22 protein-coding genes and 3 pseudogenes are annotated in these 24,082 nt (G+C 68.2%); 10 read left to right on the top strand and 15 right to left on the bottom strand.

All coding sequences use genetic code 11. The annotated features are described in order from the left end of the window. A pseudogene (locus ACOJVU_RS17235) lies at positions 1-145 on the top strand (SAM-dependent methyltransferase); the annotation flags it as partial. A 534-nt stretch (positions 146-679) separates the two neighbouring features. Further along, positions 680-1,033, top strand: coding sequence for a VOC family protein (locus tag ACOJVU_RS17230; protein WP_421530880.1), 354 nt, complete (start codon positions 680-682; stop codon positions 1,031-1,033). A 77-nt stretch (positions 1,034-1,110) separates the two neighbouring features. Here ACOJVU_RS17230 and ACOJVU_RS17225 read toward each other — a convergent pair whose 3' ends face one another. Next, the gene (locus ACOJVU_RS17225) at positions 1,111-2,583 is read right to left on the bottom strand and encodes a DUF4185 domain-containing protein (protein ID WP_421530879.1); all 1,473 of its coding nucleotides are present in this window, start codon (positions 2,581-2,583) and stop codon (positions 1,111-1,113) included. Between the two features lie 458 nt (positions 2,584-3,041). Here ACOJVU_RS17225 and ACOJVU_RS17220 point away from each other — a divergent pair, with 458 nt between their 5' ends. Next, positions 3,042-3,524 carry a VOC family protein gene (locus tag ACOJVU_RS17220; RefSeq protein WP_421530878.1) on the top strand — a complete coding sequence of 161 codons (483 nt, stop codon included), beginning with the start codon at positions 3,042-3,044 and terminating at the stop codon, positions 3,522-3,524. Between the two features lie 3 nt (positions 3,525-3,527). Here the strand turns inward: ACOJVU_RS17220 and ACOJVU_RS17215 are convergent, their stop codons facing one another. The 5 genes from ACOJVU_RS17215 to ACOJVU_RS17195 form a co-directional block, all read right to left on the bottom strand. Continuing rightward, complete coding sequence (locus ACOJVU_RS17215; RefSeq protein ID WP_421530877.1) at positions 3,528-3,962, bottom strand: hypothetical protein; 435 nt, start codon at positions 3,960-3,962, stop codon at positions 3,528-3,530. Between the two features lie 64 nt (positions 3,963-4,026). After that, complete coding sequence (locus ACOJVU_RS17210) at positions 4,027-4,512, bottom strand: type II toxin-antitoxin system Rv0910 family toxin (protein ID WP_421530876.1); 486 nt, start codon at positions 4,510-4,512, stop codon at positions 4,027-4,029. Positions 4,513-4,515: 3 nt separating this feature from the next. Continuing rightward, a complete protein-coding gene (locus tag ACOJVU_RS17205) occupies positions 4,516-4,704 on the bottom strand; it encodes an antitoxin (RefSeq protein ID WP_421530875.1) in 189 nt (62 codons plus the stop codon). A 45-nt stretch (positions 4,705-4,749) separates the two neighbouring features. Further along, positions 4,750-7,152 carry an HAD-IC family P-type ATPase gene (locus ACOJVU_RS17200; protein WP_421530874.1) on the bottom strand — a complete coding sequence of 801 codons (2,403 nt, stop codon included), beginning with the start codon at positions 7,150-7,152 and terminating at the stop codon, positions 4,750-4,752. Then, entirely contained in the window at positions 7,149-8,402 is a 1,254-nt protein-coding gene (locus ACOJVU_RS17195) for a serine hydrolase (protein WP_421530873.1), read from the bottom strand. The genes ACOJVU_RS17200 and ACOJVU_RS17195 overlap by 4 nt, the downstream gene beginning before the upstream one ends. Positions 8,403-8,508: 106 nt before the next feature. Here ACOJVU_RS17195 and ACOJVU_RS17190 point away from each other — a divergent pair, with 106 nt between their 5' ends. Then, on the top strand, positions 8,509-9,609 hold the full coding sequence (locus tag ACOJVU_RS17190; protein WP_421530872.1) for a glycosyltransferase family 4 protein: 1,101 nt from the start codon (positions 8,509-8,511) through the stop codon (positions 9,607-9,609). A gap of 9 nt (positions 9,610-9,618) precedes the next feature. On the opposite strand, the gene ACOJVU_RS17185 is transcribed toward ACOJVU_RS17190, so the two are convergent. Both ACOJVU_RS17185 and ACOJVU_RS17180 read right to left on the bottom strand, forming a co-directional pair. Further along, positions 9,619-10,734 carry an MBL fold metallo-hydrolase gene (locus ACOJVU_RS17185; protein ID WP_421530871.1) on the bottom strand — a complete coding sequence of 372 codons (1,116 nt, stop codon included), beginning with the start codon at positions 10,732-10,734 and terminating at the stop codon, positions 9,619-9,621. 5 nt (positions 10,735-10,739) lie between these two features. Further along, on the bottom strand, positions 10,740-11,471 hold the full coding sequence (locus ACOJVU_RS17180) for an enoyl-CoA hydratase (RefSeq protein WP_421530870.1): 732 nt from the start codon (positions 11,469-11,471) through the stop codon (positions 10,740-10,742). A gap of 27 nt (positions 11,472-11,498) precedes the next feature. Between ACOJVU_RS17180 and ACOJVU_RS17175 the strand changes: the two genes are divergently transcribed. The 3 genes and pseudogenes from ACOJVU_RS17175 to ACOJVU_RS17165 all read left to right on the top strand — a co-directional run. Beyond that, the gene (locus tag ACOJVU_RS17175; RefSeq protein ID WP_421530869.1) at positions 11,499-13,010 is read left to right on the top strand and encodes a carboxyl transferase domain-containing protein; all 1,512 of its coding nucleotides are present in this window, start codon (positions 11,499-11,501) and stop codon (positions 13,008-13,010) included. A 61-nt stretch (positions 13,011-13,071) separates the two neighbouring features. Beyond that, the gene (gene prrA / locus ACOJVU_RS17170) at positions 13,072-13,782 is read left to right on the top strand and encodes a two-component system response regulator PrrA (protein WP_421530868.1); all 711 of its coding nucleotides are present in this window, start codon (positions 13,072-13,074) and stop codon (positions 13,780-13,782) included. Positions 13,783-13,870: 88 nt separating this feature from the next. Next, positions 13,871-13,978 (top strand): annotated as a pseudogene (locus ACOJVU_RS17165) (hypothetical protein); the annotation flags it as partial. A 22-nt stretch (positions 13,979-14,000) separates the two neighbouring features. On the opposite strand, the gene ACOJVU_RS17160 reads toward ACOJVU_RS17165, so the two are convergent. Genes ACOJVU_RS17160 through ACOJVU_RS17150 form a run of 3 tightly spaced genes read right to left on the bottom strand, consistent with a single transcriptional unit; the run spans position 14,001 to position 15,684 of the window. Further along, the gene (locus tag ACOJVU_RS17160; protein ID WP_421530867.1) at positions 14,001-14,543 is read right to left on the bottom strand and encodes a hypothetical protein; all 543 of its coding nucleotides are present in this window, start codon (positions 14,541-14,543) and stop codon (positions 14,001-14,003) included. Then, positions 14,540-14,692, bottom strand: a complete 153-nt coding sequence (locus ACOJVU_RS17155; protein ID WP_421530866.1) for a hypothetical protein — start codon at positions 14,690-14,692, stop codon at positions 14,540-14,542. Before ACOJVU_RS17155 ends, ACOJVU_RS17160 begins: the two co-directional genes overlap by 4 nt. Before the next feature lie 11 nt (positions 14,693-14,703). Continuing rightward, on the bottom strand, positions 14,704-15,684 hold the full coding sequence (locus ACOJVU_RS17150) for an OmpA family protein (RefSeq protein ID WP_421530865.1): 981 nt from the start codon (positions 15,682-15,684) through the stop codon (positions 14,704-14,706). A gap of 266 nt (positions 15,685-15,950) precedes the next feature. Between ACOJVU_RS17150 and ACOJVU_RS17145 the strand changes: the two are divergent. Next, positions 15,951-16,515, top strand: a pseudogene (locus ACOJVU_RS17145) (NAD(P)/FAD-dependent oxidoreductase); the annotation flags it as partial. A gap of 18 nt (positions 16,516-16,533) precedes the next feature. Here the strand turns inward: ACOJVU_RS17145 and ACOJVU_RS17140 are convergent. Next, a complete protein-coding gene (locus ACOJVU_RS17140) occupies positions 16,534-17,829 on the bottom strand; it encodes a citrate synthase (RefSeq protein ID WP_421530864.1) in 1,296 nt (431 codons plus the stop codon). A gap of 205 nt (positions 17,830-18,034) precedes the next feature. Next, positions 18,035-18,694 carry a pyridoxamine 5'-phosphate oxidase gene (pdxH, locus tag ACOJVU_RS17135; RefSeq protein WP_421530863.1) on the bottom strand — a complete coding sequence of 220 codons (660 nt, stop codon included), beginning with the start codon at positions 18,692-18,694 and terminating at the stop codon, positions 18,035-18,037. Positions 18,695-18,773: 79 nt separating this feature from the next. Here pdxH and ACOJVU_RS17130 point away from each other — a divergent pair, with 79 nt between their 5' ends. After that, positions 18,774-19,895 (top strand): citrate synthase 2, encoded by a 1,122-nt coding sequence (locus tag ACOJVU_RS17130; RefSeq protein WP_421530862.1) that lies wholly within the window; start codon positions 18,774-18,776, stop codon positions 19,893-19,895. A 293-nt stretch (positions 19,896-20,188) separates the two neighbouring features. Here ACOJVU_RS17130 and ACOJVU_RS17125 read toward each other — a convergent pair whose 3' ends face one another. Continuing rightward, the gene (locus ACOJVU_RS17125) at positions 20,189-21,871 is read right to left on the bottom strand and encodes an FAD-dependent oxidoreductase (RefSeq protein ID WP_421530861.1); all 1,683 of its coding nucleotides are present in this window, start codon (positions 21,869-21,871) and stop codon (positions 20,189-20,191) included. 16 nt (positions 21,872-21,887) lie between these two features. Next, positions 21,888-22,913 (bottom strand): AurF N-oxygenase family protein, encoded by a 1,026-nt coding sequence (locus tag ACOJVU_RS17120; protein WP_421530860.1) that lies wholly within the window; start codon positions 22,911-22,913, stop codon positions 21,888-21,890. Between the two features lie 201 nt (positions 22,914-23,114). On the opposite strand from ACOJVU_RS17120, the gene serC reads away from it, so the two are divergent. Beyond that, positions 23,115-24,082, top strand: a 968-nt coding sequence (gene serC / locus ACOJVU_RS17115) for a phosphoserine transaminase (RefSeq protein ID WP_421530859.1), incomplete at its 3' end; no start/stop codon positions are given.

Below are 24,082 nucleotides of genomic sequence, written 5' to 3'. Positions count from 1 at the left end.
CGTCGTCGACTACCTGACCGGTGCGGGCTGGCAGGTCAGCACCCGGCCCCGGCGTGAACTCTTCGCCGACTACGGCCTGGTCTACCCGGACGACGAGGAATCCCAGCTCCGCAACATCGTCGCCGTCACCGCAACGCTGCGCTGAACCCGACGGCCGTCCGGCGGCATCGGGTTGCACAGGTCGGGGGTGCGGATCAGTGAGTTGTGCGGCCGTGTTCGCGCGGGCCGGTTCCCCAGGGGCCGGCGAACGTGATCCGAGTCGGGTGGTGGCTGATGGCCATAGCGGCGACGACGATGCGCAGGTGCGCTTCGATGGATTGGCGGAGGCGGTGTCAGTCACCTCCATCGGGGCGGTAATCGGCCGCGGGGATGACGCCGGAAGGGCGCGCCGTCTTTCGTGAAGAGCGATCGGGATTGGCGGCGCACTCTTGTCGGCTATGGCTCGAACCCTGCGGTGTTTGCTTACCCGGGGCGCTTGAATACGTCGCGCTCGAGCCGCGCCAGACGTTCGGCGACGGTTCCTGACTCTGCCGGCACCGACGTTTCCCGTCCATTTCGAGCTCGAGATCATCACGACCGACCGGGCGGAGGCGACAGCGCCGTCTGGTAACAACCCCCGACGAACTTACGGGCGAGACCACTTAGTCTATAAGACGGTTTCAGCCAAAAGGAGGCACCGTTGAGCGAGCACGAAGTAAAAATGGTCATCTTGTCCACCGACGATCTCGACGAGTCGATCCGGTTCTACAGCGAGACGCTGGGCATGCCGCTGAAGTTTCGCGACGGAACCCATTTTGCGGCCCTCGACGGCGGGCCGGTAACCCTCGCGCTGGCCACCGCGGTGGACCACCCCATCCACGGACAGGTCGTCGTCGGCATCAAGACCGCCGATGTCGACGCCGCGGCGAAGGCGGTGGAGGACAGCGGCGGCGGCATCGTGAAAGGCCCGTACGACGACGCACACGAACGCCGTGCCGTGGTCTATGACAACAAGGGCAACGGCCTCGTCTTCTACAAGCCACTGGCCAGGTGAAAGAAGCTGTGCCGCAATGTGATTCCGCCCCGTGAACCGGCGGCGCGCCGGCTGGTGGTGGCTGTAGCGCGCCGGCCCTACGGCAGCACCGTGTGCATCAGCATCACGTCGTAGGCCGACCACAGCGACAGGTTGAAGTACAGGTCCTTGCCCGACGACCAGGGGTGGATCATCGGCGCGTAGATGCCGCCGGGCATCTGGAACGACGACACGAGCGGCTGCTCGGGGCTCCACGGCCCCTGCGGCGCCGGCGCCGTCCTGGCCACGACGTCGTTGCTGGCGCCGTTGGTGTAGAGCACCAGATACTGCCTGAGGTAGTCGTTGTACTGCGCTGACATCTCCCCGACCGGACCCGGGATGACCGGAGTCGCGGCCCCCGGATTGGCCGGAACCCAGGCGTTGGAGTCGCCGTTCCAGTACTGATATTTGCTCAGGTCCGGCAGGACACCCGGCTGAACCCGGGCCAGATAAGCGTTACCACCTCGCCCGGACGGGGTCCCGAACGAGTACAGGTAACCGTCGTTGCCCTTCATGAACGCCCCCATCTGGAAATTCTCGTTTCCCGGGACGAAATTGACGCCCGGGATCGCATCCGGTGAGGCCGTGCGGATGGTTCCGGGGTAGACCCCCCACGTTTGGCCGTTGTCAAGCGATCTCGCGATCGCCGAATAGTTGGTCGACCACTCGCCGTCACGGCCCCATCGCCGGATGGACATGTAGCTCATGAACTGGGTCCGGCCGATGGAAATGGCCGCGGTGGGAATGATCCCCGTCTCGTGCGGGGCCTTGTGGATACTGTTGACGACCTGCTTGGAAAGGCCCGAGGTCCACACCGGGGAACCGGAGTACCTGTTGTTGGGCACGCCGTCGGCGACGTGGATTCCTTGGGACAAATCGTGATCCGAACTGCGGAACAGCGTGTTGTAACGCCATTGCTGGCCGTGCACGCTGCAGTAGCCGAATGTGTCACCGAACGCCATGAGGACCTGGTGATTGGCGGGATCCCCGTTGTCCCAGACGATCCCGAGGTCGGTTCCTGAGATGCCGAACCGTTGGAGGGTGTTGTTGGGACTGTTGACTCCGGTCACGAAGTCGACCAGAGATGTCGGGGACCCCGCAATCGAGGGGACTTCAGCCTCCGGTAGCGGCGCCGGCGGCTTCGCCGGTGCGGCGTTCGGCGCCGGCTGCTTGGCGTTCGGCGGCTGCGGAGCAGGGGGGTTGGGTCCAGGCGGAGCGACCCCCGCCTGCGGCTGCAGGGGGGCGACGTATTGCGCGTTCGGAGCAACCGGCTTGAGCATCGACGCGATCAGCGGACCCAGCTTCGGCAGCGGCGCGTTGTCGTTGGTGTGCGCGGGCCGGCGACCCGTGGGTGGTTGCACGACGGGCCCAGGCGCCGGCATCGCCGGCTGCGTGTGGGGCGGCGGAATATTCGCTTCCGGCGCACTGCAAGGCGTGGCGGTCGCCGACGGTGCGGTCCCTATCGCGACGGTGAGTCCGATAGCAGCCGCCGACGCCATCGAAAGCGCCATGCTTCGAAGAATCGCCGACATCGAAGACCTTTCCGCGAGCAGAACCTCGCATTGACGCCGCAGTTGACAAATGTGACCATAGTGATCTGCGGGACGGTTGTGACCAGTGATTTGCTGATAGGTACGCATCCGTGACCGTGTCGAAACTCGGCGGTACGCGCTCGCCGGCCAAGAGGATGTCGTGGTCAGCACGCCGCGGGCTTCGCAGCCCGCTCCTCACAGATGTGGAATTCGGATGTTTGCCGTGCCACACCGGGGGCAATGTTCCCGAGGAAGTGAGCGCGTGGGCCGGCCTATGTGCTCGCCCAGGTCCCGTCGGTTCAGCCCGAGAGCTGACGGGGCCGCCCCTTGTCCGCACGAAGGCGAACTCATCGAGGAGCGCCACCATGGCCCGGGCCGAACCCTGCCGTGGTGCACACTGGTGGCTGGGTTCGCGCGCTCCGACGCGCGGCCGTGTTGCTCGGCAGATCGGAGAAGACGTGGACGACCAGAAGCCCCACCGCGCAACGCACTGGCCCGCGCAATTGGCACCTATTGGTGCCGTCCGTTTCGCCCGGCGTTCGCCGAATTTCCTTGAAACGATGCGGTTCTACCGCGATTTGGTTGGCCTGCCGCTCTTTGAGACGTTCGACGCCGGCTACGGCAGCAATGGTGCGATCTTCGGGCTGCCGAGCTGGAACCTGACGCTCGAAATCGTCGAGTCGGTCGAGCCGGTCGCGGTGGCCGACCACGAACAGCTCTGCCTGTATTTTCCCGACCCGCAGGCAATGCAGGCAGCAACTGCGCGGCTGCGTGCCGCGGCGGCCGAACCAGTGGCACAGCAACCGTACTGGGAGGCGCACGGGGCGGTCACCTATCAGGACCCCGACGGCCGCGAAGTCGTTTTCGCGCCGTTCGTTTTCGGCGTCAACGAGCCTGCCGGCAGCGCCGACTCGGGCCGCCCCGAGTTTCCCTCGTCCTGAAACTCACCGCGCCGGCCCGCCGGACACCGTCGCCGCGATCACGGCCGCCACCGAGCACGCCGCCGCGCACAGCGCGGCAACCGAGCCGACGTAGAGTCCGTATTCGGCCGATACCGGCGGATTGACGTTGAGCTTGTAGTACCACGCCATCAGAGCCAGGATGAGCAGCGAAATGATCAGCGCGGCAATGGAGGCGAGTTTCGCCGACAGTCCGCGGCCCACCATCGCCCCAGCCACCAGCAGCGCCGAAGACAGCAACACGATGAGCTGCCCGGCACTGAACCCGGGGGGAAGCCGCAGGCTGCCATGCGTACCCCCGATGGCGTTGGCCCAGCCTCCGCCGTTGACCGCCGTCGTGAGCCACGGCATCCATGCGCTGGCCGAGATGATCAGCGCGCAGAACACCACCAGCCAACCAGGGCCGAGCCGCCGTGTCACGAGACCCTACATTAGTAGGGGATTCGGACAGCGTTCCAGCTCGCCACACGGCGTCGCGCCGCGGTCAGCGCCGGGTGCGGCCGTCTTCGTGGAAGTCCGGCTGTGTCGAGGGGCCGGTTCCGGTGAAGACCGAAAGGAAGTTCTGCAGCGATTCGTTGATGTCGCTTCGCAACGCCGCAGCGACGATCATGCCGATCGGCCCGAACAGGGCCGGGCCACCGAGGTGGACGTCGAAGCTGACGACGGCCCCATCTTCCTTGGGCGCCACCTTGGCCATCAGCTTGACCTTGACGCCGCCGACACCGTCGCCGTTGAGGGTCATGCCCTCGGGCGGCTTGTAGCGCACAACCGTCCAGGTGACCCGGTTGTACATCCCCTTGACCTCGACGATCGATTCGACGACGGTACCCTTGACGATCTCGTCGGGTAGTTTGCTGCGCCACACCCGGTGAATGGTCAGCCAGTCCTTGTACCGGGACAGATCGGAGGCATGCTGCCAGGCCGTCTCCGCGGGCAGGGGTACGTCGATGGATCCCGAGAGTTTCGCCATGGGTCAGCCCTGCTGATCGTCAGCAGCCGCGGAACCGGCCGCCTGCTTGACCTCTTCGGCCACCTCGTGGACGGTGACGGAGTACTCACCCTGCGTCTTGTCGTCGACAAACGCGCCGACGTTGTCGATGGCCGTCTGCACCTTGTCGGCGTTCTGCGACAACAGGTCCTTCGCCTTGTCCAGGAATCCCATGCACCTGTCCTTTCCCTGGGAAACCCTACTCAACCGCTGAAAACCCTACCGGCCCGTTCCCCCGTCCTCACGCCAGAGCCGCGGCTGCTCGCCGACCATCCTGGCCCGGATCCACCACGCTGCCTCGATCGCCGCGGCGCCCAGCACGCCGATCCCGAGCGCGACCATGGTGATCGTCACATTGGAGGGATCCAGCAGGAACTTCTGCCGGGCCAGCGGGACGCTGAAGAGCACCACGTAAGCCAGCCCCGAGCCGACGACGAGGCCGACGCGCCACCACTGGTACGGCCGTGCCACTACGGCCAGCACCCACAGCGCGCTGACCAGCAGCGTGATGAGCGCCGCGGTCGACGCCTGATCCTGTTGCCGGAACGTGGCGTGGCGACCCTGGTAGGACGCCAGGTAGGAGACGAACGTCGCCACGCCCACAATCAGTCCGGACGGCAGCGCCGACGTCAGCACCCGCCGCACGAAACCGCGTTGGGCGCGTTCGTTGTTGGGCGCCAGCGACAGGATGAACGAGGGGATGCCGATCGTGAACCAGGCCGCGATGGTGACGTGAATCGGCTGGAACGGATACAGCAGCGGGTCGGCGTTCAGCGGTTTGGCGAACACGCATTCGATACCGACCAGCAACGCCAGCAGCACCGAGTAGACCGTCTTGGTCAGGAACAGGTTGGCAACCCGCTCGATGTTGCCGATCACCCGCCTGCCCTCGCCGACGACATCCGGGAGCGTAGCAAAACTGTTGTCCAGCAGAACTATCTGCGCGACGGCACGCGACGCCGGGCTGCCCGAGCCCATCGCCACACCGATGTCCGCGTCCTTGAGGGCCAGCACGTCGTTGACGCCGTCACCGGTCATCGCCACGGTGTGGCCATGCGATTGCAGCGCATGCACGACGGCGCGCTTCTGGTCGGGACGCACCCGGCCGAAGGTGGTGTGGGATTCCAGCGCCTCAGCCAGGGCCGCGTCGTCGGCCGGCAGCCGGCGCCCGTCCATCGTCTCTCCGTGCAGCCCGAGCTCGCCGGCCACCGCAGCCACCGACACCGCGTTGTCACCGGACAGCACCTTGACGGAAACCCCTTGGGCGGCAAAGTAGTCCAGCGTCTTGCGGGCGTCCGGTCGCACCTTCTGCTCGAGCACCACCAAGGCCACCGGGCGGACGCGGCCCGGTGCGTCCGGGCGGTCCACGGGCTCCTCGGCGGCACCCAACAGCAGCACCCGCAGCCCCCGCGAGCCGATCCGCTCGGCCCGCTGCGCAGCCACCGACGCGGGGTCGAGCAGCACGTCGGGCGCGCCGATCACCCAGCTGCCGTGGTCACGGAAGGACACGCCGCTCCACTTGGTCGCCGACTTGAACGGCGCACTCGCCGTGGCGACCCAGTCAGGTGGGCGGCCATAAGTTGCTGCGATCGCCTGCATGCTGGCGTTGGGTCGCGCGTCGGCGGCGGCCAGCGCGGCCAGGATCTCGGCGACCGTTTCGCAGGGCGCAGCGAGTTCCTCGACATCGCGAACCCGCATCCCGCTCTCGGTCAGCGTGCCCGTCTTGTCGACGCAGACCACGTCGACGCGGGCCAGTCCCTCGATCGCCGGCAATTCCTGTACCAGGCAACGGCGTTGGCCGAGCCTGACGACGCCGGCAGCGAATGCGATCGAGGTCATCAGCACCAGCCCTTCGGGTACCATCGGCACCAGCGCACCGACCGTGCGCAACACCGACCGGCGCCAGCCGGCGTGGGTGGTGAACAACTGGGTGTAGATCGTCAGCAGGCCGGCCGGCACCAACAGGTAGGTGATGAACTGCAGGATCCGGTTGATGCCGTTGCGCAGCTCGGAATTCACCAAGCTGAACTTGCTGGACTCCGCGGCGAGTCTGGCGGCATAGGACCCCGGTCCGACGTTGGTTGCCCGGTAGGCCCCGGCACCGGCGACGACGAAGCTACCCGACATCACCGCGTCGCCGACGTCCTTGGGGATCGGGTCGGCCTCCCCGGTGACCAGCGATTCGTCGGTCTCCAGGTTGTTCTCCTCGACGATCACTCCGTCGACGACGACCTGGTCACCGGGGCCGAGCTCGATGACGTCGTCCCGCACCACCTGCTCGGGCGGCAGGGCGCGCGTTCCGGATGCCCTGCGCACCAGAGGTTTCGCCTGCCCGAGGATCGCCAGCCGGTCCAGCGTCTGCTTGGCGCGGATTTCCTGGACCATGCCGACGACGCTGTTGGCGACAATCAGCAGACCGAAGAGCCCGTTGATCACCGGGCCAGTCACCAGGACGATCAGCAGCAGCACCCCCAGGATCGCGTTGATCCGGGTGAAGACGTTGGCGCGGACGATCGCGGCGATGCTGCGGGTGGCGCGGTGCGGCGTCGCGTTGCTATGGCCGTCGGCGACCCGCTGAGCCACCTCGGCGTCGGTCAGGCCGACGGCGCCGGCCGGCGTCATCGGGTGAAGGTCCCCAGCTTGTCGGTGTCAAAGTACTCCACGTTCAGCGTGGCGTCGGGGGATCCGGAGAATACCGCCTTGGAAATCGTTCCGGGCGCAGCGTTTTCGTCGGGCAGCGGAAAGGTGAAGGTGTCGCCGTCCCAGTGCGTCAGGGGAAATGTCCGGTTCTTGGGCCCCATCGCCAGCTGCAGCCCTCCGTCGTGTGCGGCCACGATCGCGCGACCCCAGTAGTCGCTGGTGTACACGCCGAGGTACTCGCCGAGCGGCCGGGCCGGCGCGGGATCGGCCGGGGGCTGCTTGCCGACCAGCGAGCCCTCGGGATTGTTCATCCAGCCCGTCGCCTTCTGGTACAGGCCGGCCCAGTCCTCGCGGATCTGGCCGTACTGCACCAGATCCAGGAATTCGGCGGTCAGTGTCTCCGGCACGCCGATGGGCGCGGCGTTGGTCAGCGCGACGATGGCCAGGTCCTCGGACGGCAAGACCACGAAGTTGGTGGCGGCGCCCATCGTGAAGGCACCGGAATGGCTCAGCTCGGTGCGCCCCGAGGAGAGCACTTCGGCGGAGAGCTCCTCCCACGGTTTGCCCGCCACCGCGGCCACCGCCTCGGCCGCGGCGCTCACGCCGAAGTTGGTGTAGGCATAGCGGTTCCGAAACGGCCCCAGCGGCAGGTACTTCAGCCGCTCCAGCGTCTGGCGGCGGTCATAGCCCAGGTCCTCGAGCTGGTCGCCGGCGTGGTCGGGAAGCCCGGAGCGGTGCGAGTAGAAGTCGGCGACGGTCACGTGGCCGGTGACGTACGGGTCGGACAGCGAGAACCACGGCAGCACCGACGCCACCGGCGTGTCCCAGGCGATCACCTTCTCGGTCACCGCGTGTGCCACCACGGTGGCACCCACCGACTTGGACACCGATGCCAGCTGGAAGACGGTGTCGGCGTCGACCCTGTTGTCCGGATCATCGCCCCTGCTTGCGTCGCGGACACCGAAACCCTTGGCGTAGAGGGTTTTCCCACCGTGGACGATGGCGAGCGCCATGCCCGGGATGCCGCTCGTCTTCATCAGGTCGGCGACCAGGCCGTCGACCTTGGCCACGGCGTCGCCGATGCGGCCGGGCGGGATGACGACGCCCGACGCCTCGGCGGGCGGGACCTTCGACACTGGCGGCGACGGGGCCGTCAGGTGTTGCGCGGAACCGCATCCGGTGAGAGCGAGGAACACCATCACGACAGCGGCCGTTGCCCTGCGTTTCGTCATGGCCGAACTCTAACCCGGGGGTGGTGACGCCGCCGTGGTCGCGCACCCCGGCCAGGCGATGCGTCGCTCGACGACCCGGTCGCGCAACCACCTAGAGTGCGGGCGCATGGACATCGTGTTCGTCGACGCCGCCGCCTGGGCCTACGATCCGGACACTCCGTTCCAGCGACCGCTGGGCGGGTCGCAGTCCGCGGCGTGCTACCTGAGCGCCGAGCTGGTCAAGATGGGGCACCGGGTCACGCTGGCCAGCCGCGACGCCGCGGTCACGATGGTGCGTGGAGTCCACTGCCAGCCGGTCCCCGGCATCGAGCAGGGCATGCTGCACGACGCCGACTGCGTCGTGCACCTCGGTGGCGTGCACCCCGGGCTCGCCGAATTCCAGTCGCTGTGCCGGCCCGGCGCCCGCCACATCCTGTGGACCGGCCTGGCCCACGACCAGCCCTTCGTCGCGCCCCTGGCCTCGCCCGCGATCCGGGCGCTGTTCAGCGGTTTCGCGATGGTCAGCGAGTGGCAGGCCGACTGTTTCCACCAGGCGTTCGGGCTCGATCCCGCCCGAATCGGCATCCTGCGCAACGCCGTCGGCCCGGTCTTCGCCGAGTTGTTCGCCGAGGCTCCGATCTTGCCGGCCAAATCGGGCCCGCCGACCCTGTGCTACACCAGCGCGCCCTACCGGGGCCTGGATCGGCTGTTGGCCGCCTTCGCTCTCATCCGGGCCGCGGTGCCGGACGCCCACCTCGAGGTCTACAGCAGCATGGCCGTCTACAACGCCCTGCTGGACCCGTTCCGGCCGCTCTACGACGCGGCACGCAGCGCGCCCGGCGTCACCTACCACGGTTCGGTCGCCCAGCCGGCACTGGCCCGCGCGCTGCAGGGCGCCACCATGCTCGCCTACCCCAACACCTTCGCCGAGACGTCCTGCATCGCCGTGATGGAGGCGATGGCGGCCGGCTGCACCATTGTCACCAGCGATCTCGGCGCGTTACCCGAGACAGGCGCCGGTTTCGTCGAGCTCATGCGCCCGCCGGCCGATCCACACGCACATGCCGAGGCGTTTGCCGACCGTGTCATCGAATCACTGGCCGCACGCGAGTCCGATCCTGCCGGCACCGAAGCTCACCTGCGGGCGCAAGTCGACTACACCGTCGCCGAGAACAACTGGGCGCGGCGGGCCGAGCAGTGGCACACCTGGCTCACCCTGCTGGTCTGACATCCACGCTCAGAGCCGCCACCACGGGCCGGTGCTCATCCGCGCGGCCGGCTCGATGCGTTGCCCGGGCGCCGGGACCGCCGCCTCGACGCCGGCGGCTTCGGTGGCCTCGAGAAGACGTTCGACGGGCTCCGCCCAGGGATGCGGAGCGAGGCGGAACGTACCCCAGTGGATGGGCACCAGCAGGCCCGACCCGGCGCTCGTCAGGTCGAGGTGAGCCCGCACCGCCTCCTCGGGGTTCATGTGGATGTCCGGCCATGCCGGGTTGTAGGCGCCGATGGGCAGCAGGGTCAGGTCGAAAGGCCCATGGTCGGCACCGATCCGGGCGAAGCTCGCGGTGTAGCCGGTGTCGCCGCCGAAATAGGCGCGATGACGCGGCCCGACCATCGCCCACGACGCCCACAGCGTGGTGTTGCGATCCAGGAAGCGCCCCGAGAAGTGCCGCGCCGGAGCACAGACCACGGTGAGTTCGTCGACCCGTACGCTCTGGTTCCAGTCGAGCTCGACGACGCGGTGCTCGGGAATGCCCCACGCGCGCAGATGTGCGCCCACCCCGAGGGGAACGAAGAACGGCGCCCGTTGAGTACGCGCGAGCCTCATGACGGTGTCGATGTCGAGGTGGTCGTAGTGGTCGTGGCTGATGACCACCGCGTCGAGGGCGGGCAGCGCCTCCAGCGGCACCGGTGGCGGATGCAGCCGCTCCGGGCCGACCAGGTCCGACGGCGAGCACCGCCGGCTCCACACCGGATCGGTCAGCACCCGGTAGCCGTCGACCTCCACCAGCGCCGTGGAATGACCGAACCAGCTCACGGCCAGGCCGGAGTCATTACCGAAGATTCCTGGCGAACTCAACGGGATCGCGGCCTGCGGGCGGCTTTTGGCGCGTCCGGCCACCAAATCCCACGCGATCAGCCTCAGCTGCTCGCGGTCCATGGTGAACATCGAGACCGGGTCGAGGTTGACGAAGACGCCGGCGCGACAGTGCGGCGAGCGCTCGGTCACCGCCCGGATCGACGTGGGGTCGGCACCCAGCGCGATCGGTGCGCCGCGCAGCGCGCGCACGACCCAGCCGCCGGCCGCCAGCGAGGCCGTGCCCGCGGCCAGCCGCAGCGCCGCGCGCACCATGTCCGTCAGGCGCCCGTGAAGTTGGGCGGCCGCTTCTCGATGCGGGCGACCTGGGCCTCGATGACGTCCTGGCTCGCCCACGCCTTGTCGAAGAGTTCCTTGTGCACGGGCAGCTGGTCATCCATGGCGCCGTCGTCGTTGAGCACCCGCTTGGCGTGCTGGATGGCCAGCGGCGCCAAACCGGCGATCTCGGTGGCCCACGCCTGGGCGTCGGCGAGCGTCCCGATGCGGTTGGCCATCCCGGTCTGCAGCGCAGTCTCGGCGGTCAGCTTCTCGGCGGTCAGCAGCATCGCGCCGGCCCGCCCGTGACCGACCAGCGAGGCCAGTCGGCGGATGCTCCAATTGTCCAGGGCCAGGCCATACTTCGAAGTCGGGAACTGGAAGAACGCCTCGGGTGCGACGACCCTCAGGTCACATCGCATGGCCAGCTGCAGGCCCGCGCCGACGGCGGGGCCGTTGACGGCGCCGATCACCGGGATCAAGGTGGCGTCCATCAACCTGTGCAGTTCGATGAGCCGCTCGGGGTAGTCGGCCGCGAACACGTCACCGCTCAGGTCGGCGCCGGCGCAGAACGCGGTGCCCTGCCCGGTGAGCACGATCGCCCGGACCGTCCCGTCGCCGGCCTTCTGGAAGACTTCCCGCAGCTCCTCGACGAGCTGGGAGTTCAGTGCGTTGCGGCGCTCGGGTCGTTGCAGCTCGATGGTCAAGACGGCCTCGGCCTGGGTGACACCGATCATGAAGGCCACCTTATATAGCCTCGTGTCGTGAGTCGTATCACGGCCGGTCAACTCCGGGACGCGGCGCTCGACGAGGGGTCCTTTCTCAGCTGGGACAGCGCGCCGCCACCGCTGCAGCTCAGCGAGTCCTATGCGCGGGAACTGGCCGACGCCCGCGCCGCCACCGGACTGGACGAATCGGTGCTCACCGGCGAGGGCCGCATCTTCGGGCGTCGGGTGGCGTTGGTGGTCTGCGAGTTCGGCTTCCTGGGCGGCTCGATCGGGGTGGCCGCGGCCGAACGCATCACCGCCGCCCTCGAGCGGGCCACCGCCGAGCGGTTGCCGCTGCTGGCCTCGCCGAGTTCGGGCGGTACCCGCATGCAGGAGGGCACCGTCGCGTTCCTGCAGATGGTCAAGATCGCGGCCGCGGTCACGCTGCACAAGCAGGCCCACCTGCCCTACCTGGTGTACCTGCGCCACCCGACCACGGGCGGGGTGTTCGCGTCGTGGGGGTCGCTGGGGCATGTCACGGTCGCCGAGCCGGGCGCCCTGATCGGCTTCCTGGGCCCCCGCGTGTACGAGCTGCTGTACGGCGAACCCTTCCCGGAAGGTGTGCAGACCGCGGAGAACCTGCAGCGGTACGGAGTCCTCGACGGGGTCGTCGCCCTCGACGAGCTGCGAGGCACGCTGGACCGAGCGCTGAGCGTCATCGTCGACCCCGCACGACCGCTGCCGGACCCGGCGCCGGCGCAACCGGTCGCCGAGGTGCCGGCCTGGGATTCGGTGGTGGCTTCCCGGCGGCCGGACCGACCGGGCGTCGGGCATCTGTTGCGGCATGGCGCCAGTGACGTGGTGCTGTTGTCGGGCACCGGGGGCGCGTCGACCACCCTGCTGGCGCTGGCGCGATTCGCCGGCCAGCCCGCGGTGGTCCTCGGCCAGCAGCGAGGTGCCGGCGGGTCGGAGAAGGGCCCAGAAAACGGCCCAGAAAAGGGCCGCGTGGGGCCGGCCGCGTTACGCGAGGCCCGGCGCGGCATGGCGCTGGCCGCCGAACTGCGCCTGCCTCTGGTGCTGGTGATCGACACGGCCGGGCCCGCGCTGTCGGCCGACGCCGAGCAGGGCGGGCTCGCCGGCCAGATCGCCCAGTGCCTGTCCGAGCTCGTGACGCTGGACACCCCAACCGTGTCGGTGCTGCTGGGACAGGGCAGCGGCGGGCCGGCACTGGCGATGGTGCCCGCCGACCGGGTGCTGGCCGCCCTGCACGGCTGGCTGGCGCCGCTACCACCTGAGGGGGCCAGCGCGATCGTCTTCCGGGACACCGCGCACGCCGCCGAGCTCGCCGCCAGCCAGGGGATCCGCTCGGTCGAGTTGCTGGGCGCCGGGATCGTCGACGTCGTGGTGCCCGAGGAGCCCGACGCCGCCGAGGAGCCGGTGAAGTTCAGCCGGCGGATGTCGCGCGCCATCGCCGCCGAGCTGGACGCGTTGCGCGACGTACCGGACGACGAGCGGCTGGCCACGCGGCTGCGACGCTACCGCCGCATCGGCGTGCAGCCAGAGACCTGATCGGAACTGTCGGCGCGACTTTCCCGCCGCGTCCCACGGTCGACGACCGAAATCCGGCAAAATGTCGAGCATGGACACTGGAGCGACCTCACCTCGGGTTTTGGTCGTCGACGACGACTCCGACGTGCTTGCCTCGTTGGAACGCGGTCTGCGGCTGTCCGGTTTCGAGGTGTCGACGGCGGTCGACGGCGCCGAAGCCCTGCGCAGCGCGACCGAGATGCGCCCGGACGCGATCGTGCTCGACATCAACATGCCCATCCTGGACGGGGTCAGCGTGGTCACGGCACTGCGCGCCATGGACAACGACGTGCCGGTCTGCGTGCTGTCCGCCCGCAGTTCGGTGGACGACCGGGTGGCGGGGCTGGAAGCCGGCGCCGACGACTACCTGGTCAAACCGTTCGTGTTGGCCGAGCTGGTGGCGCGGGTGAAGGCGCTGCTGCGCCGTCGCGGCGCGACCGCGACATCCTCGTCGGAAACCATCACCGTGGGTCCGCTGGAAGTCGACATCCCCGGCCGACGGGCCCGGGTCAACGGTGTCGAAGTCGACCTGACCAAGCGGGAGTTCGACCTGTTGGCGGTGCTGGCCGAACACAAGACCGCGGTGCTGTCCCGCGCCCAGCTGCTCGAGCTGGTCTGGGGTTATGACTTCGCCGCTGACACCAACGTCGTCGACGTGTTCATCGGGTACCTGCGCCGCAAGCTGGAAGCCAACGGAGGGCCCCGCCTGCTGCACACCGTTCGCGGGGTCGGGTTCGTACTGCGCATGCAGTGACCGAGTCGGAGCAGGCGATGCACATCTTGTCGCGGACCTTCGCCCGCACGCCCTCGCTGCGAACGCGGGCTCATCGGTGGCGACAGTGATCGGCGCCGCGGCGGTGTTCGCCGGGCTGCTGGCGGTCTTCGCGGTGCGGCCGTTCACACAGCTCGCTCGGCACACCCGCTCGATCGACGCGAACGACGAGGCACCTCCGTTTTTGCCCGCTCCGCGGGTCACTTCCGCCGGGAGGAGTTGCGCCACGGCGTGAAAGCGGCCCGCACGGCCGCTTGCTCGTCCTTGAACCAGACCTGAGCGACGGTGAGGTGATAGACAGGGTCGTCGGGAGTGTAGAAGAGCCTGGTATCCGAGCGGCCCTTCACCGACCAGCCGGACGGTCCGCCACCCTCGGGGGTGGCGCGCGCGGAGCCGGGACCATAGGGCGCATAGGGCAGCTTCGGCCGCATCGCCGGCGCACCTTTGGCGGGCCGCGGCCTTTTCCCGGGCGGCGCTTTGGCGGGCGGAGCCTTCTTCGCCGGTGGCGCCTCGGCGGGCGGAACCGTCGCAGAGAACAACTCCTCAGCATCAGCTATCTGGACGGTGGGCGACTCGAGAGCGGTCGGTAGTGGGCCGGGCGGCTCCGTAGCACCCGCCATAGCGGCCCCCGCAGACTGCTCCAACAGCGACGAGCCCTTGGGGGGGCGGAGTATCAGCACGGACGTCAGCACCAAGCCCATCACGAAGGACAGGCCGACCAGCCACCAGTGCACGTGACTCATCGCCGCACACCGGTATCCTGGCCGGTCGGACCGGCAAGTACCTTCCCGGCGGGAAAGCGTTTGATCAGTCTCGTCGCAATCACCCAGGCGACGACCGAGCCTGCCACGAAAGCCGTCAGATACCACAACCATTGGACGATCAAATCCATGCTGCTTCTCCTCAGCTGACCACGATGTCGACGCGGCGATTCTTGGCGTGGTCCTCGGCCGTGTCGTTGGGAGCGACCGCGTCTACCGAACCCAGGCCCCTGACCGCCAACTGGCCGCTCGGGACGCCATGGCCGGCCAGAAAGTCGGCGACTTTCTGGGCTCGCTGGCTGCTCAGCGCAATGTTGATGGCCTCGGTACCGTTGTCATCGCTGTAACCGTTGATCGTCGCGCGCGCCGTGGGACATGCCTTGAGCTTGTCCGCCACCTCACTGAGGATTTGCTCGTCGGCCGGGGTCAAGCTGAACCCGTCTTCGCCGAATGCGATGCGCCCGCCGGTCACCGCGTTGATGGCCGACCGCAGATCAGGGCACGCCGCGGGGGCCGGAGCAGGTGAGCCGGGCGATGCTGGTCCCGCGACCACAACGCTGTCGACCACGTTCAACCCCGACCACGTGGTCGCGGCGGCGCGTTGGGCGGCGATCTTCTCGTCCTGCGATCCGGCAGTACCCGCCACGACGATGGTGTTCCCGTCGACCGTCAGACGGAAATCGAGAATCGGCGCGCTGTCTTTGAAAAGCACTCCGGCGTTTGCAAAGTCGAGCGAGTCCACTTTGGGGTCGACAATAGTTTGATCGACGATGTTGATTCCCGGACCCAGCGCGTTCTTGATCGCAGCGATCAGCGCCGCCTTGGCGGAATCGTCGGGGAATTTGCCGCTCACCGTGATGTCGTTGCCGTTCCGGACGAGGGAAAGCGGCGCCAAGGACAGCGTCGGGGCGCCTGACGTGTTCGACGGCGTCAAGGTCGGGACCGCCCCGGTCGGCCCGTTGGCGGCTGCAGGGCGGTCCAGGGCACCGTCGCCGATCACCGCTATCAGCAGCGGAACAACGACGAGAGCAATCAACCAGGGCAGGCCGAGCGATCTCCGAAAAGACAACGGAATGACCAACAGGGCGATCAGCCAGGGACGACCCAACGACCGCCGGAACATTTCCGGACTGCGCCGCGAGTCGGTCGTTTCGGGCGTTCGGCTCAAATCCGTCCCTAAACTCAATTCCGCCCCCTAGCTCGAATTCCATCCTCATGCCAGTCGGTTCTGCGGGCGCTATGCAGCCTACCCAGTCCGCAGCGCTGCGACGTTATGTCGGGCACACCGGAGCGGTGGGCAACGGCAACAAGCCGAGCGACACCGATACCCTGGGAGAAATCCGCGCGCTGCTAGCCGCGGAGAAAGCCCTGCGGGCACAGGTGCAGCGCGGCACCGGTGGCGACGATCATCTGGTCCGTGGACGGTTCGTCCTGGCCGGCGTCACCCCGGCCAGTCCTGGCTGGCCTGCTCGGACAAACGGAGCACGTCACGGGCGTGGGGCGCACAGGTCAAAGTGAACACGGTGCTGCGGCGGCTGCCCCGGTTGCGCGACGACCGCGTCACCCCCGAACAGGCATTCGCCGGCACATTCCACGCCAACGAGACGTGGACCCAGTTGGACGCGGGGTACGCGAACGCATCGGCCGGCCGGTTGCCGGATCCGTTGCCGCGCGAGGCCTGCTGCCGTTCCCTGACCGACGCCGGCCGTACATCGAGGCCACGACCACCCTGGATCTGCATCGCACCCTGGCGATGACGGAGGGCAACATCTTCCACGGCGGGTTGTCGTGGCCGTTCGCCGCCGACGACGACCCGCCGGACACCCCGGCGCGGCGCTGGGGAGTTGCCACGGCCAACGACGGGATCATGCTGTGCGGCTCGGGGGCGCGCCGCGGCGCGATGTCGGGCATCGGAGGCCACAACGCCGCGATGGCGGTCCTGTCGTCCCTGTGACAGAGCCGCCCGACGGGCCTACCGCCCGTCGATACCGACGTAGTCGCGCTCGGTGTAACCGGTGTAGATCTGGCGCGGACGGCCGATCTTGCTGTCGCCCTCGTCGTGCATCTCACGCCAGTGCGCGATCCAGCCGGGAAGCCGGCCCAACGCGAACAACACCGTGAACATCCGGGTCGGGAATCCGAGGGCCCGGTAGATCAGGCCCGTGTAGAAGTCGACGTTCGGGTAGAGCTTGCGCTCGATGAAGTAGTCGTCGGTCAGCGCCGTTTCTTCGAGTTCCTTGGCAATGCCCAGCAGGTCGTCGTCACCGCCGAGCTTGGCCAGGATCTTGTCGGCCTGCTCCTTGACGATCCGGGCCCGTGGGTCGTAGTTCTTGTAGACGCGGTGGCCGAAGCCCATCAGCTTGACACCGGCCTCGCGGTTCTTGGCTTTCCGGACGAATTCCTCGACGCCGTCGCCGCTGTCGCGGATCTGCTCGAGCATCTCGAGCACGGCCTGGTTGGCGCCGCCGTGCAGCGGACCCCACAGCGCGTTGATGCCGCCGGAGATCGAGGTGAACAGGTTGGCTCGGGACGAGCCGACCAGGCGCACCGTCGACGTCGAACAGTTCTGTTCGTGGTCGGCGTGCAGGATGAACAGCATGTCCAGCGCCCGCACGATCTCCGAATCGGCCACGTAGGGTTCGGCCGGCAACCCGAAGGTCATCCGCAGGAAGTTCTCCACCAGGGTCTGCGAGTTGTCCGGATACAGGAACGGCTGCCCGATGGACTTCTTGTAGGCGTACGCCGCAATGGTCGGCAGCTTGGCCAGCAAGCGCGTGGTCGACAGCTCCACCTGTTCGTTGTCCATCGGGTCCAGCGCGTCCGGATAGTAGGAGCTCAGCGCGTTGACGACGCTGGACAGCACCGGCATCGGGTGGGCGTTGGGCGGAAAACCGTCGAAGAACCGCTTGAGATCCTCGTGCAGCATGGTGTGTCGCTGGATCCGGTTGGTGAACTCCGCCAGCTGCGCCTTGTTCGGCAACTCCCCGTAGATCAGCAGATAGCTGACCTCGATGAATGTCGACTTCTCCGCCAGCTGCTCGATCGGGATGCCCCGGTACCGCAGGATGCCGGCATCGCCGTCGATGAAGGTGATGGAACTCTTGGTGGACGCGGTGTTGACGAAACCGTTGTCGAAGGTGGTGTACCCCGTCTTGGCCAAGAGAGACCCGAGCGCAATACCGTCGTTTCCTTCGGTGGCGCGAACGACCTCCAAGTCGATCTCGCCCCCCGGATACCGGAGGGTTGCGCTGTCGTCGATGTCGGCCACGAGAACCCCTTTGCACTCTGGCTGGTCTGATTATGGCTGGCCCGCACTGGGTGCGTACTACTGAAGGTAGTCGTTCTCGCGACGGCGCGCCTGCCCGGGGTCGGGTTCGCCGGACGTGCGCCCCTCTGGCCGGGCGAGACCCGGCACCACCGACGCATCCGCACACAGCGGCGGCGACGGCGGCCGACGCCGGCGAGGCGCACCGTCAGGGCTGCAGGCGTTCGACACGGCCGCCGCTGACCCGAATCCGGTTGTGCAGCCGATTTTCCCGCCCCTGCCAGAACTCCACCACCTCGGGCGCGATGAGGTACCCGCCCCAACTCGGGGGCGTCGGCACGCATTCGGAATCTGCGAACCGCGCGGTCACCTGCGCCAGCTGGTCGAGCAGCGCATCCCGCGACACGATCGGGCGCGACTGATGCGACGCCCACGCTCCCAGCTGTGAGCCGCGCGGCCGCTTGGCCCAGTAGCCCTCGGTGACGTGGGCATCGACCCGGCTGACCGGCCCGCGGATGTGGACCTGGCGGCCCAGCCGGAACCAGGGAAACGTAGCCGACGCGAACGGCGTCGCGGCAAGCTCGTTGCCCTTGGCCGAGTCGTAGTTGGTGAAAAATGTGATTCCGGTCTCGTCGGCGCTCTTGCACAGCACCGTCCGGCTGACCGGTAGTCCGTCCGCGACGGTGGCCAGCACCATGGCGTTGGGCTCGGACAGCCCGGCCCTCTCGGCGTCGTCAATCCACTTGAGGAACAACGCAAGCCAGCCCTCAGCCAGCCAGCCGGCATCCAGATCGGGACTGCCGTCTTTTTCCGCCGACCCGTATTCCACCCGCATCTGCGAAAGATGCATGTTGTCCGGCCCTGCCATCGACCCCACGCTACCGTTCGTGACGCGGTAGCTACCGGCCGGTAGGAGAGCTCCCGCAAAGAGGTGCGAGAATTTTCCCATGACTGTGGTCCCGGATGACTTCGTACCCGGCCTCGAAGGCGTGGTCGCCTTCACCACCGAGATCGCCGAACCGGACAAAAACGGTGGCGCGCTGCGCTATCGCGGTGTCGACATCGAGGATCTGGTGAGCCAGAAGGTCACGTTCGGCGACGTCTGGGCGCTGCTGGCCGACGGCAGGTTCGGCCACGGACTGCCGCCCGCCGAGCCCTTCCCACTGCCGATCCACACCGGTGACGTGCGTGTCGACGTGCAGGCGGGCCTGGCGATGCTGGCACCCATCTGGGGGTACAAGCCGCTGCTCGACACCGATGACGCCACCGCCCGCGCGCAGCTGGCCCGGGCGTCGGTGATGGCGCTGTCCTACGTCGCGCAGTCCGCGCGCGGCATCTACCAGCCGGCGGTTCCCCAGCGGGTCATCGACGAATGCCCCACCGTCACAGCGCGTTTTATGACGCGGTGGCAGGGTGAGCCGGATCCCAGGCACGTCGAGGCCATCGACGCCTACTGGGTTTCGGCAGCCGAGCACGGCATGAACGCCTCGACGTTCACCGCGCGGGTGATCGCTTCGACGGGGGCCGACGTGGCCGCGGCCTTGTCCGGTGCTATCGGCGCGATGAGCGGGCCGCTGCACGGCGGGGCCCCGGCCCGGGTGCTACCGATGATCGAGGAGGTCGAGCGCACCGGTGACGCCCGCGGCCTGGTCAAGGGCATCCTGGACCGCGGCGAGAAGCTGATGGGATTCGGGCACCGTGTTTATCGGGCCGAGGACCCGCGCGCGCGGGTGCTGCGCGCCGCCGCCCAGCGGCTCGGCGCCCCGCGCCACGAGGTCGCCGTCGCCCTCGAGCAGGCCGCGCTGGCCGAGCTGCGCGAGCGCCGCCCGGACCGCGCCATCGAAACCAACGTGGAATTCTGGGCCGCGGTGATCCTGGACTTCGCGCGGGTTCCGGCCAACATGATGCCGGCGATGTTCACCTGTGGGCGCACCGCGGGATGGTGTGCCCACATCCTCGAGCAGAAGCGACTGGGCAAGCTGGTCCGCCCGTCGGCCATCTACGTCGGACCGGGCCCGCGCAGCCCGGAGGCGGTCGAGGGCTGGGAGCGGGTGCGCACCAGCGCCTGATCTTCGCGCGAGCGTAGCCACACCGCGAATTTCGGCCCAATTTTTGTCACTGTGGTTACGCTCGCGCGTGAGTGGCCGCCTAAGGCGCGAGGAAGCATATCTACGCCAATTGTTGGGGAGGGTTCGCTCTCCGGCTGGGGCAGAAACTGAAGGCTTGTGGAACCACAGCTTGTCGAGGTGGCGGCAAGCTACAGCAGCCGAGAACACCAGGCACAGCACGCCTGGCGATCACGCAACGGCCTACCACGCTCACCAATCCGCAAGGGCCTCGAGCACAGCGTCCGAACCCGTCGTCAGAAAAGCCCCAGCCGGCGGCGTGGCCGGGGTTGCGCTGCGGCAGCGGCGGCGAGCATGTCGGCGACCTCGGTGAACTTGTTGCGCGGCCGACCGTCGTGACGACCGCGGGCGATTTCCGCGGCGTCGATCGCACGCCACCCCGCCGAGCCCACAGCGTCGGGCCGACGGGCCCGCACCAGCTCGTCGAGCGCCCGGGGCCGGGCCTGCGGCTCTGACAACGCGCCGGCGTTGAAATCGGCGACCAGGGCCTGCACGGTCTGGACGGAGCAGGACTTGTTGGTGCCGATGAACCCCGTGGGACCGCGCTTGATCCACCCGGCGACGTACGCGCCGGGAACCGGCCGGCCGGAGCCGGGATCGAGCACCCGGCCATTCTTGTTCGGCACCGTGCCGGCTGATTCGTCGAACGGAAGATCGCGAATCATCCTGCCGCGGTAGCCGATCGACGTCAGCACCAGGCCGGCATCGAGTCGGCGTGGCTCCCGGGTGCCGGTGACCGAGAACTCCACGCCAGCGGCACGGTGCTCGCCGACCACACGCTCGGGTGTGAGCTCGTAGGCGAATCGGATCCGCGGGCGCCCGGCACCCGAGGGCGGCGCCGAACCGTCGCCGAGTGTGCTCAAGATCTCCAGCTTGGTCCTGGTCAACGCGTCCGACGCCGTCGCGCGATCCCGTGCGACCAGATCGCGGTCACCGGTATCCAGCACAACCTTCGAGGAGCCCGTGAGCCCGATCAGCTCGGGCAGCGTGAACGCCGACTGGGCGGGACCGCGCCGCGCGGCGATCACCACTTCACGCAACGCGGAGCCACGTAAGGCGTCGAGCGCGCGGTCGGAGATGTCGGTGCGGGCCAGGTCTTCCGGGTCCGCGGTGAGCACCCGGGCCACATCGAGCGCGACATTGCCGTTGCCGATGATCACCGCGCGCTCGTGGCCCAGATCGACCGGCAGCGCGGCGAAGTCGGGATGCCCGTTGATCCACGCCACCACCTGGGTGGCGGTTCCGGTGCCCGCAAGGCCCACGCCGTCGATGTCGAGCCGACGGTCCTCGGGCGCACCGACGGCGTAGAGCACAGCGTGATGATGCGCCAACAGCTCGGCATGGCTCAGGTGTTCGCCGACCTCGACGTTGAGGTAGAAGCGGAAGTCGCGGTGACCGACGACGCGATCGAAGAGCCGGGTGACCGTTTTGGTGTCCTGGTGATCGGGTGCGACCCCGGCGCGCACCAGGCCGTAGGGGGTGGGCAGCTTCTCGAACACGTTGACCCGCACGCCATTCTGGGTGAGCAGTTCATCGGCGGCGTACATCGCCGCCGGCCCGGATCCCACGATCGCCACGGTCAGCGGCCTGCGACGGGCCCGCACCTCGACCGCGGGGATCACCGGGGCCAGCTTGGAGGTGGGCGGCAGCTTCACCCCCGCGGGCCGCTTCGGGTAGAACGACGCGTTGATCTCGATGAACGGCAGCTGCCTGGCTTCCAGCCGGGCGTCGGGCGCGATGGCGCCCGCCGGGCAGGCGCTCACGCAGGCCCCACAGTCCACGCAGGCCACCGGGTCGATGTACAACATCTCCGAGTCGGCGAAGCCCGGCTCGTCCGGTGTCGGGTGGATGCAGTTCACCGGACACGCGTAGACGCAGGACCCGTCGTTGCAGCACGACTGGGTGATCACGTGCGGCATGAAAACCCGGAACGAGCTAGGCGGCCGGGGCCACGGCAAGGTGCTGGCGTTGCGGCTCGCTGCGGTAGCGCGACGGCTTGCCGTCGATCTTGCAGAGCCGCCACATCAGCCGCGCGAGACGATTTTCCATCAGCCCCGTGTCACATGCCAGCATGCGCACGTCGGCGAACATGTCGCTCAACCACTTTCGCGACTCCGGTGACTTGAAGAAGAGCTCCTTCTTGACCGCGCGGGGGATGTCGAACTCCGCCCAGAACGCCTTGGGCGGCACCACGATGGCCTGGCAGAGCACGCGCATCGTCAGCGGGTAGAACAGCGAGATCCAGAACCGCTGTCTGCGGGTCAGCTGCGGCAACCGCTTGCGCAGGAACTCGTGGGCGAAGGAGATGTGCCGCGCCTCCTCGGCCACGTGGATGGCCATCACCCGTTCCATGATCGGGTGCAGCGCCTTGCCCTCGCGGAGCACATTCTTCTGGGTGTGGTCGATGGGCTCCTCACCGGCGAGCACCCCGATGAAGAACGCCGCCGGCAGCGGCCCAGCCACCAGCGGCACCAGCGGCGAGATCCAGCGCAGCATCCGCGGCATCCCGGGGACGTCGGCCCCGACCCGGTTGACCATCTCCTGGAACATCATGGTGTGGTTGCACTCTTCGACGGATTCGTGCAGGCAGTACCGGTATTCCGGGGATCCGTTGGGCAGCCAGAACGTGTAGTTCATCAGGCCGCGGATCAGGATGGACTCGAAGTGCAGCCCGACCTTGGCCACGTTGGCCTGCCGCCACATGCCGATCTTGATCCTGCGCTCGTCGGACTGCGCCTGATACCAAGGGTGGCGGCCCAACGGGTCGGTCGCCGGCAGGATCCACCGGGGATCGTCGTCGGTGACCGCGAACTCCGGCGAGTCCCAGTCGATGTCGGTGTAAGGGTTGAAATTTCGCCGCACCGACCCCTCGGACAATGTGGCGAGCATGTCGACGTACTCGGCGTCGTCACGCACCTCCATGGTGCGGCGCCAACGCCGGACCATCCGCGTCCTGTCCATCCCGAGAGCCTCCCCGAACGAGGTTTACATTTGGACGTGCAATGTCCAAACAGTACCGCAGGTACCGGATATGTGCCAGACCCTCGCGAACCACCGTGACCTGACCGGTGGTCATGCGCGTGGTGCAGCCTGGCTCACCGTCGAAGGACGCGGCCGGACCACCGCTCGTGGCCGCCGAGGCGCCTCACTACGCTGATGAGCATGGCTGACCAGCTCGAGATTCCCGCTGACCTCAAACCGCGCGACGGCCGCTTCGGATGCGGCCCGTCCAAGGTCCGACCCGAACAGCTGAACGCGCTGAACACCACCGCGGCCGGCCTGTTCGGCACGTCGCACCGGCAGGCGCCCGTCAAGAACCTGGTGGGCCGGGTGCGCTCGGGAGTGGCCGAGTTGTTCTCGCTGCCCGAGGGCTACGAGGTCATCCTCGGCAACGGCGGCGCGACGGCGTTCTGGGACGCCGCGGCCTTCGGGCTGATCGACAAACGGTCGCTGCACCTGACCTACGGCGAGTTCAGCTCGAAGTTCGCCTCCGCCGTCACCAAAAACCCGTTCGTCGGCGATCCCGTCGTCATCAAGGCGGATCCCGGCACCGCCCCCGAGCCGCGGTCCGACCCGTCCGTGGACGTGATCGCCTGGGCGCACAACGAGACCTCGACGGGCGTGGCCGTGCCGATCCGCCGCCCGTCCGGTTCCGGCGACGCGCTGGTCGTCATCGACGCCACCTCCGGGGCCGGGGGCCTCCCGGTCGACATCACCGACACCGACGCCTACTACTTCTCTCCGCAGAAGAACTTCGCCAGCGACGGCGGCCTGTGGCTGGCCGTCATGAGCCCGGCCGCGCTGGCCCGCGTCGAGTCCATCGCCGGCTCGGGTCGCTGGGTGCCCGACTTCTTGTCGTTGCCGACCGCGATCGACAACAGCCTGAAGAACCAGACCTACAACACGCCGGCGATCGGCACGCTGGTGCTGATGGCCGAGCAGCTCGACTGGATGCTGGGCCACGGCGGGCTGGACTGGGCGGTCAAGCGCACGGCGGACTCGTCGCGGCGGCTGTACTCGTGGGCCGAGGAACGGCCCTACACCACGCCGTTCGTCGCCGACCCCGCCCTGCGTTCGCAGGTGGTGGGCACGATCGACTTCGCCGACGACGTCGACGCCGCGGCCGTCGC

The organism is Mycobacterium sp. THU-M104 (assembly GCF_049197365.1).
GTDB lineage: Bacteria > Actinomycetota > Actinomycetes > Mycobacteriales > Mycobacteriaceae > Mycobacterium.
This window is presented reverse-complemented; position numbering and strand designations above follow the sequence as displayed.

Excerpts from the sequence above, each read along its gene's own strand:
- ACOJVU_RS17225 (WP_421530879.1), bottom strand. The coding sequence starts at position 2,583 with ATGTCGGCGATTCTTCGAAGCATGGCGCTTTCGATGGCGTCGGCGGCT.
- ACOJVU_RS17210 (WP_421530876.1), bottom strand. The coding sequence starts at position 4,512 with ATGGCGAAACTCTCGGGATCCATCGACGTACCCCTGCCCGCGGAGACG.
- ACOJVU_RS17205 (WP_421530875.1), bottom strand. The coding sequence starts at position 4,704 with ATGGGATTCCTGGACAAGGCGAAGGACCTGTTGTCGCAGAACGCCGAC.
- ACOJVU_RS17200 (WP_421530874.1), bottom strand. The coding sequence starts at position 7,152 with ATGACGCCGGCCGGCGCCGTCGGCCTGACCGACGCCGAGGTGGCTCAG.
- ACOJVU_RS17195 (WP_421530873.1), bottom strand. The coding sequence starts at position 8,402 with ATGACGAAACGCAGGGCAACGGCCGCTGTCGTGATGGTGTTCCTCGCT.
- ACOJVU_RS17190 (WP_421530872.1), top strand. The coding sequence starts at position 8,509 with ATGGACATCGTGTTCGTCGACGCCGCCGCCTGGGCCTACGATCCGGAC.
- ACOJVU_RS17185 (WP_421530871.1), bottom strand. The coding sequence starts at position 10,734 with ATGGTGCGCGCGGCGCTGCGGCTGGCCGCGGGCACGGCCTCGCTGGCG.
- ACOJVU_RS17180 (WP_421530870.1), bottom strand. The coding sequence starts at position 11,471 with ATGATCGGTGTCACCCAGGCCGAGGCCGTCTTGACCATCGAGCTGCAA.
- prrA (WP_421530868.1), top strand. The coding sequence starts at position 13,072 with ATGTCGAGCATGGACACTGGAGCGACCTCACCTCGGGTTTTGGTCGTC.
- ACOJVU_RS17160 (WP_421530867.1), bottom strand. The coding sequence starts at position 14,543 with ATGAGTCACGTGCACTGGTGGCTGGTCGGCCTGTCCTTCGTGATGGGC.
- ACOJVU_RS17155 (WP_421530866.1), bottom strand. The coding sequence starts at position 14,692 with ATGGATTTGATCGTCCAATGGTTGTGGTATCTGACGGCTTTCGTGGCA.
- ACOJVU_RS17150 (WP_421530865.1), bottom strand. The coding sequence starts at position 15,684 with ATGTTCCGGCGGTCGTTGGGTCGTCCCTGGCTGATCGCCCTGTTGGTC.
- pdxH (WP_421530863.1), bottom strand. The coding sequence starts at position 18,694 with ATGGCAGGGCCGGACAACATGCATCTTTCGCAGATGCGGGTGGAATAC.
- ACOJVU_RS17130 (WP_421530862.1), top strand. The coding sequence starts at position 18,774 with ATGACTGTGGTCCCGGATGACTTCGTACCCGGCCTCGAAGGCGTGGTC.
- ACOJVU_RS17125 (WP_421530861.1), bottom strand. The coding sequence starts at position 21,871 with ATGCCGCACGTGATCACCCAGTCGTGCTGCAACGACGGGTCCTGCGTC.
- ACOJVU_RS17120 (WP_421530860.1), bottom strand. The coding sequence starts at position 22,913 with ATGGACAGGACGCGGATGGTCCGGCGTTGGCGCCGCACCATGGAGGTG.